Source organism: Streptomyces sp. NPDC059398 (genome assembly GCF_042751845.1).
Taxonomy (GTDB): domain Bacteria; phylum Actinomycetota; class Actinomycetes; order Streptomycetales; family Streptomycetaceae; genus Streptomyces.
Genome location: NZ_JBHYWP010000094.1, coordinates 24,728 through 32,449 on the forward strand (window position 1 = coordinate 24,728; position 7,722 = coordinate 32,449).

At 68.5% G+C, this 7,722-nt stretch carries 8 protein-coding genes; 6 read left to right on the forward strand and 2 right to left on the reverse strand.

Going from position 1 to position 7,722, the window contains the following annotated elements; all coding sequences use genetic code 11:
* Window positions 1–103: 103 nt before the first annotated feature.
* The 3 genes from ACFXBC_RS27475 (at window position 104) to ACFXBC_RS27485 (ending at window position 2,714) form a co-directional block, all read left to right on the forward strand.
* Window positions 104–1,414, forward strand: a complete 1,311-nt coding sequence (locus ACFXBC_RS27475; protein WP_385029975.1) for a M16 family metallopeptidase — start codon at window positions 104–106, stop codon at window positions 1,412–1,414.
* Window positions 1,415–1,501: 87 nt separating this feature from the next.
* Window positions 1,502–2,257: a 4-hydroxy-tetrahydrodipicolinate reductase gene (dapB, locus tag ACFXBC_RS27480; RefSeq protein ID WP_385029977.1), complete on the forward strand. Its 756-nt coding sequence runs from the start codon at window positions 1,502–1,504 to the stop codon at window positions 2,255–2,257.
* A gap of 4 nt (window positions 2,258–2,261) precedes the next feature.
* Window positions 2,262–2,714 carry a hypothetical protein gene (locus ACFXBC_RS27485; protein WP_385029980.1) on the forward strand — a complete coding sequence of 151 codons (453 nt, stop codon included), beginning with the start codon at window positions 2,262–2,264 and terminating at the stop codon, window positions 2,712–2,714.
* 53 nt (window positions 2,715–2,767) lie between these two features.
* Here the strand turns inward: ACFXBC_RS27485 and ACFXBC_RS27490 are convergent, their stop codons facing one another.
* Together ACFXBC_RS27490 and ACFXBC_RS27495 are read right to left on the reverse strand one after the other, a co-directional pair.
* Window positions 2,768–3,328 (reverse strand): hypothetical protein, encoded by a 561-nt coding sequence (locus tag ACFXBC_RS27490; protein ID WP_385029983.1) that lies wholly within the window; start codon window positions 3,326–3,328, stop codon window positions 2,768–2,770.
* 93 nt (window positions 3,329–3,421) lie between these two features.
* The gene (locus ACFXBC_RS27495; protein WP_385029986.1) at window positions 3,422–3,661 is read right to left on the reverse strand and encodes a hypothetical protein; all 240 of its coding nucleotides are present in this window, start codon (window positions 3,659–3,661) and stop codon (window positions 3,422–3,424) included.
* 196 nt (window positions 3,662–3,857) lie between these two features.
* On the opposite strand from ACFXBC_RS27495, the gene thyX reads away from it, so the two are divergent.
* The 3 genes from thyX to ACFXBC_RS27510 all read left to right on the forward strand — a co-directional run bounded on the left by thyX (window position 3,858) and on the right by ACFXBC_RS27510 (window position 7,470).
* Window positions 3,858–4,598 (forward strand): FAD-dependent thymidylate synthase, encoded by a 741-nt coding sequence (gene thyX, locus ACFXBC_RS27500; RefSeq protein WP_385029988.1) that lies wholly within the window; start codon window positions 3,858–3,860, stop codon window positions 4,596–4,598.
* 178 nt (window positions 4,599–4,776) lie between these two features.
* Window positions 4,777–5,676, forward strand: a complete 900-nt coding sequence (dapA, locus tag ACFXBC_RS27505; protein ID WP_385029991.1) for a 4-hydroxy-tetrahydrodipicolinate synthase — start codon at window positions 4,777–4,779, stop codon at window positions 5,674–5,676.
* Window positions 5,677–5,784: 108 nt separating this feature from the next.
* On the forward strand, window positions 5,785–7,470 hold the full coding sequence (locus ACFXBC_RS27510; protein ID WP_385029994.1) for a ribonuclease J: 1,686 nt from the start codon (window positions 5,785–5,787) through the stop codon (window positions 7,468–7,470).
* Window positions 7,471–7,722: the final 252 nt, after the last annotated feature.

Sequence of the window (7,722 nt, forward strand, 5' to 3'; positions counted from 1 at the left end):
GTTCCGTGACGACGGCCCGCACCTCCCCGGAGGCGCGGGCCGTCGCCCGTACCCAGAGCCACCTCACGGACGAGACGGCAGCAGTGCATCGAAGGACAGAAACGTGAGCAACGCCGGAGCACAGTCCAGCGACGCGGTCCGCAGGACCACCCTCCCCGGCGGTCTGCGCATCGTCACAGAGACCGTCCCCTCGGTACGCTCGGCGACCTTCGGGATCTGGGCGAACGTCGGATCCCGGGACGAGACGCCGTCACTCAACGGCGCCACCCACTACCTGGAACACCTCCTCTTCAAGGGCACGGGCAGGCGCAGCGCCCTCGACATCTCGGCCGAGATCGAAGCGGTCGGCGGCGAGATGAACGCCTTCACGGCGAAGGAGTACACCTGCTACTACGCACGGGTGCTCGACAGCGACCTGCCGCTCGCCATGGACGTCGTCTGCGACATGCTGACCGGCTCGCTGATCACCGACGAGGACGTCGAGGCCGAGCGCGGCGTCATCCTCGAAGAGATCGCGATGACCGAGGACGACCCCGGCGATGTCGTGCACGACCTCTTCGCCCAGACGATGTTCGGCGACACCCCCCTCGGCCGCCCGGTACTCGGCACGGTCGACACCGTCAACGGGCTCACCCGCAGCCAGATCGCCCGCTTCTACAAGAAGCACTACGACCCGACGCACCTCGTCGTGGCCGCCGCAGGCAACATCGACCACGACACGGTGGTACGCCAGGTCGGCGAGGCGTTCGAGCGCGCGGGCGCGCTGTCGCGTACCGACGCGGTCCCGGTGGACCCGCGCGCCGGCGCCCGCACCCTGCGCACCGCGGGCGGCTTCGACCTGCTGAACCGCAAGACCGAGCAGGCACACATCGTCCTCGGTATGCCGGGCCTGGCCAGGACCGACGAGCGCCGCTGGGCGCTCGGCGTGCTCAACACCGCACTCGGCGGCGGTATGAGCTCCCGCCTCTTCCAGGAGGTACGCGAGAAGCGCGGCCTCGCCTACAGCGTGTACTCGTACACCTCGGGCTTCGCCGACTGCGGGCTCTTCGGGGTCTACGCGGGCTGCCGCCCCAGCCAGGTCCACGACGTCCTGAAGATCTGCCGGGACGAACTCGGCCGCGCCGCCGGCGAAGGGGTGACCGACGAGGAGATCCACCGCGCGGTCGGCCAGCTCGCCGGCTCCACGGTGCTCGGCCTGGAGGACACCGGGGCGCTGATGAACCGCATCGGCAAGAGCGAACTGTGCTGGGGCACCCAGCTGTCCGTCGACGAGATGCTGGAGCGGATCACCGCGGTCACCCCGGACGACGTCCGCGCGGTCGCCCACGACATATTGGGACAGCGTCCCTCGCTGTCGGTGATCGGACCGCTGAAGGACAAGCAGGCCGACCGCCTCCACGAAGCGGTCTCCTGAACCGAACCGCCCGTGACCTGGGCCGAACCGTCTGTGAAACGCGTCAGCCATGACGTGTGAAGCGCGAGCGATGAAGGAAGAGCAAGCATGAGCAGCAAGCTGCGCGTCGCCGTCCTCGGCGCACGGGGCCGTATCGGCTCCGAAGCCGTACGGGCCGTCGACGCCGCCGACGACATGGAACTGGTCGCCGCACTCGGCCGCGGCGACGCGCTCGACGCCCTCACCGCGTCCGGCGCCCAGGTGGCCGTCGACCTGACGCACCCCGAATCGGTGATGGCGAACCTGGAATTCTGCGTACGCCACGGAATCCACGGCGTCGTCGGCACCACCGGCTGGACCGACGACCGCCTGACGCAGCTCCGCACCTGGCTCACCGCCTCCCCGGAGACCGGCGTCCTCATCGCCCCGAACTTCTCCATCGGGGCCGTGCTCACCATGACGTTCGCCCAGGCGGCAGCCCGCTTCTTCGAATCCGTCGAGGTCATCGAGCTGCACCACCCCAACAAGGCGGACGCCCCGTCCGGCACCGCGCAGCGCACCGCCCAGCTGATCGCCGCCGCCCGCGACAAGGCCGGCTGCGCCCCGCAGCCGGACGCGACGAGCACCGCGCTGGACGGCGCCCGCGGCGCCGGTGTCGACGGCGTCCCGGTGCACTCCGTACGGCTGCGCGGCCTCCTGGCCCACCAGGAGGTGCTGCTCGGCGGCGAGGGCGAGACGCTCACCATCCGCCACGACTCCCTGCACCACAGCAGCTTCATGCCGGGCATCCTGCTCGGCACGCGCCGCGTGGTGACCACCCCCGGCCTCACCTTCGGCCTGGAACACTTCCTCGATCTGGGCTGACCCGATGCGCGCAAAGATCACCTACCTCGTCACGGCCGCCGTCCTGGTCTTCTACTTCTTCCTGGTCGGCAGCCGGGGCGTGCTGCTCATCGAGAACGGCACGCTCCTCACGGTCACCTTCGGTGTGGCCGTGCTGATCCTGCCGCTGATCGGCGTCTGGTTCCTCTGGAAGAACACCCAGTTCGTCCGGCGGGCCAACCGGCTTGCCGCCGAACTGGACGCCGAGGGCGGCCTGCCCGTCGACGAGCTGGTCCGTACGCCCAGCGGCCGGATCGACCGCGAATCGGCCGACAAGGTCTTCGTCCGCCGCAAGGAGGAGACCGAGGACAGCCCGGACGACTGGCGCTGCTGGTTCCGCCTCGCGGTCGCCTACCAGGACGCCCGGGACACCCCGCGCGCCCGCAAGGCGATGCAGCGGGCCATCGCCCTGCACGCGGGCAGGCCCGCCAGTATCTGACGGGCCTGCGGGCCGCCGGGGTGGTGCACCGCCCCGGCCCGGCTCTGCCCTGATCAGCGGTGCCGGTACTCCGCACCCCACGCCTCGACCGTGTCCGCCGCCCGGTCGAAGGCCTCATGACGTGCCAGGAAGTCGGCACTGTGGTCGGTGAGCAGCGGCGGCAGCTGCTCACCACCCTGCTGTACGAGCAGGAGCGCCTCGCCCTGCACCGTGCGCGGCAGCCCGAGCCAGCGGACCGGCTGCTGCACGGTGCGTACGGCCGTCATCCGGCCCCAGGGAATGGTGGCCGTCCTGAAGAAGCCGACCCGCCGCACCCCGTGCCTGCTCACCCAGGCACCCATCCGCAGCAGCCGAAGGGCGCAGGCCACGACGACGAGACCGAGGACGAGGGTGACACCGGCACCCGACACCGCACCGGCGAAGGCGATGATCATCGCCGCCAGCAGGATGAACGACGCGAGCAGCAGAAACACCGCCGCCGCCCCGACCCGCCAGGGTCCGGGGCGGTAGGGGCGGCGCCACTGGTCGTGGTCGTCGTACGGCAGCGCGACATCACCGGCATTTTCGGCGGCTGCGTCGAACGCGCGGTCGGCCGTCAGGAAAGGCAGGGGCACGACTGATCCTCACTCACAAGCACGCTCGTTTGGCTGTGCCCGGTGAGGCTACCGATGAGATGATCGTCCGACCACCCCAGGGGTCCGGACGAGTCAGTGGTCGTGCGCCGCTTCGGACTGATGCGTCTGCGCGGGCGTCTGATCGGCTGCCAGAGCCGGCAGACCGAACAGGAGCGAGCCTGCGAGGCCCGCTACGACGGTCACTCCCACCAGCACACGGCCGGCGAGCTGGGAGAGGCTGGGGCGTTGACGGGGCGGCGGTTCGATGTTGCTACGGAAGCGGTCGGCGTCAGCGACGAATGCGAACGGGACGGCCTCTCGCCGGCGGAACATAGGGGCACTTCTCCTTGGATCACGAGACTTCCGGTTCCACTCTGGTTCCACCCATACAGACGTTCAAAGCCATCGATCGGTGCCCGATTTCCACGAATTCGCAGAACTTTTCTGCTGACGGTTCGTCGGTCCTGGCCACCGGCGCCGCGCCGTAGAGTGGGCGCCGCCCGAGCGATGCGATGGAAGGACCCCGCCGGTGAGTGACACCGCCACCCCAGACCCCAAGCCGAGCTTCCGCAGCGACGTCACCGTCGAACTGGTGAAGCACAGCGCCGGCGACTCCGATGTGCTGTGGGCGGCCCGAGTCTCCACGGCGGGCGAGCAGTCCCTCGAAGAGCTCCGGAAGGACCCGGAGCGCTCCAAGGGGCTCATCAACTACCTGATGCGGGACCGGCACGGCAGCCCCTTCGAGCACAACTCGATGACCTTCTTCATCAGCGCCCCGATCTTCGTGTTCCGTGAGTTCATGCGGCACCGGGTCGGCTGGTCGTACAACGAGGAATCGGGCCGCTACAGGGAGCTGCAGCCGGTCTTCTACGTACCGGGCGGGTCCCGCAAGCTGGTCCAGCAGGGCCGTCCCGGCAAGTACGAGTTCGTCGAGGGCACCGCGGCCCAGCAGGAGCTGACCGGCCGCGTCATGGAGGACTCCTACCGGCAGGCGTACGACGCCTACCAGGAGATGCTGGCCGCGGGCGTGGCCCGCGAGGTGGCCAGGGCGGTGCTCCCGGTCGGCCTGTTCTCCTCGATGTACGCGACGTGCAACGCCCGGTCACTGATGCACTTCCTCGGCCTGCGCACCCAGCACGAGCTGGCGCGGACGCCGTCCTTCCCGCAGCGGGAGATCGAGATGGTCGGCGAGCAGATGGAAGAGCACTGGAAGAGCCTCATGCCGCTGACCCATGCGGCCTTCAATGCCAACGGCCGAGTCGCCCCTTGAGGTACGGGTGTGCGACTGAGCCACGTGAGGTGTCCGGATTGCACGCTTTGGCTAAGTTCATCTAGGCTGATCAAACGGACCCGGCACTGCTTGAACCCCCGAGCAGGCAGTGCCGGGCTCCGTAGCTCCCGTCCCCCGAGGGGACGGGGCGTACTGAGCAGCGAGTAGCGTGGTACCCATGGCTCCGATCTCCACTCCGCAGACCCCCTTCGGGCGGGTCCTCACCGCTATGGTCACGCCCTTCACGGCGGACGGCGCGCTCGACATCGACGGCGCGCAGCGGCTTGCCACCCATCTGGTGGAAGCAGGCAACGACGGCCTGGTGGTCAACGGCACCACCGGCGAGTCCCCGACCACCAGCGACGCGGAGAAAAACGACCTCGTGCGGGCGGTACGGGAAGCGGTCGGAGACCGTGCTCACGTCATCGCGGGCGTAGGGACCAACGACACCCGGCACAGCCTGGAACTGGCCCGGGGTGCCGAGGCCGCCGGCGCGCACGGCCTGCTCGCCGTCACGCCGTACTACAACAAGCCCCCGCAGGAGGGCCTGCTCCGGCACTTCACCGCCATCGCGGACTCCACCGGGCTGCCCGTCATGCTGTACGACATCCCCGGCCGCAGCGGTGTGCCGATCAACACCGAGACCATCGTCCGGCTGGCCGAGCATCCGCGCATCGTGGCCAACAAGGACGCCAAGGGCGACCTCGGCCGTGCCAGCTGGGCCATCGCGCGCAGTGGCCTGGCCTGGTACTCCGGCGACGACATGCTGAACCTGCCGCTCTTCTCGGTGGGTGCCTGCGGATTCGTCTCGGTCGTCGGCCATCTCGTCACCCCGGAGCTGCGGTCCCTCCTGGAGGCATACCTCGCGGGCGACGTCCAGAAGGCGACGGAGATCCACCAGCGTCTGCTGCCGGTCTTCACCGGTATGTTCCGTACGCAGGGAGTGATCACGACGAAGGCCGCGCTGAGCCTCCAGGGCCTGCCCGCCGGACCGCTCCGGCTCCCCCTGGTGGAACTCGCCCCCGAGGAAACGGCTCAGCTCAAGATCGATCTTGCCGCCGGCGGGGTAGAACTTTAAACACAGACTTCACAACTGAATACGCAAGATCACTCTGACAACTGCAAGTGCACGAATCATGCGCGCCACGTGCCTCGGGTACGTGGCGTGTGTGGTGAGGAGAGTCTTTTGAGTCATCCGCATCCTGAACTCGGCGCACCGCCGAAGCTTCCGAAGAACGGCCTGCGGGTCACCCCGCTCGGCGGTCTCGGCGAGATCGGCCGGAACATGACGGTCTTCGAATACGGAGGCCGGCTGCTGATCGTCGACTGCGGCGTGCTCTTCCCCGAGGAGGAGCAGCCGGGCATCGACCTGATCCTGCCCGATTTCACCACCATCAAGGACCGCCTCGACGACGTCGAGGGCATCGTGCTCACCCACGGGCACGAGGACCACATCGGCGGTGTGCCCTATCTGCTCCGGCTGAAGCCGGACATCCCGCTGATCGGCTCCAAGCTGACGCTGGCCCTCATCGAGGCGAAGCTCCAGGAGCACCGGATCCGCCCGTACACCCTCGAAGTCTCCGAGGGCCGGCGCGAGCGCATCGGCGTCTTCGACTGCGAGTTCATCGCCGTCAACCACTCCATCCCCGATGCCCTCGCGGTCGCGATCCGCACCCCCGCGGGCATGGCCGTCGCCACCGGCGACTTCAAGATGGACCAGCTGCCGCTGGACGGCCGCCTCACCGACCTGCACGCCTTCGCGCGGCTGAGCGAGGAGGGCATCGACCTGCTGCTCTCCGACTCGACCAACGCGGAGGTGCCCGGCTTCGTACCGCCCGAGCGTGACATCTCCAACGTCCTGCGCACGGTCTTCGCGAACGCCCAGAAGCGCATCATCGTGGCGAGCTTCGCCAGCCATGTGCACCGCATCCAGCAGATCCTCGACGCGGCGCACGAGTACGGGCGGCGGGTCGCCTTCGTCGGCCGGTCGATGGTCAGGAACATGGGCATCGCCCGTGACCTGGGCTATCTGAGGGTGCCCGCGGGCCTGGTCGTCGACGTCAAGACACTCGACGACCTCCCGGACGACGAGGTCGTGCTGGTCTGCACCGGCTCGCAGGGCGAGCCGATGGCGGCCCTGTCCCGGATGGCCAACCGCGACCACCAGATCCGGATCGTCCAGGGCGACACGGTGATCCTGGCGTCGTCGCTCATCCCGGGCAACGAGAACGCGGTCTACCGCGTGATCAACGGACTCACCCGCTGGGGCGCCGACGTCGTCCACAAGGGCAACGCCAAGGTCCATGTCTCGGGCCACGCGTCGGCCGGCGAGCTGCTGTACTTCTACAACATCTGCCGTCCGAAGAACCTCATGCCGGTGCACGGCGAATGGCGCCATCTACGTGCCAACGCGGAGCTCGGCGCGAAGACGGGTGTCCCCAAGGACCACATCGTCATCGCGGAGGACGGTGTCGTGGTCGACCTGGTCGACGGCAGGGCGCGAATCGTCGGCAAGGTCCAGGCGGGCTATGTGTACGTCGACGGCCTCTCGGTCGGCGATGTCACCGAGACCCACCTCAAGGACCGCCGCATCCTCGGCGACGAAGGCATCATCTCCGTCTTCATCGTGGTGGACAGCTCCAGCGGCAAGATCGTGGGCGGCCCCCACATCCAGGCCAGGGGCTCCGGTATCGACGACGGTGCGTTCAGCGCCGTCGTACCGAAGATCGAGGACGCCCTCAACAAGTCGGCCCAGGACGGCGTGCTGGAGCCACACCAGCTCCAGCAGCTGATCCGTCGCACAGTGGGCAAGTGGGTCTCGGACGGCTACCGCAGGCGCCCGATGATCCTTCCCGTCGTGGTCGAGGTCTGACAGTCGTACGTACGGAACCGGAGCGGGGCCCCCGATTTGCTTCGGGGCGCTCCGCTCCAGTACGTTTACGGCTCCACCTGAACGGGAACCGCGCACACTCGTGTGCCGGAACGCTCCGAAAATCGGGTGGGAAATTCCGGCCAAGACCTTCTGGTAAAGTCGGAATCGCCGGAAAGGGAAACGCGAAAGCGTGGAACTGGAAAGCACCCGGCCGGCCGGGAATCGGACACGAAAGAGTCTGATAGAGTCGGA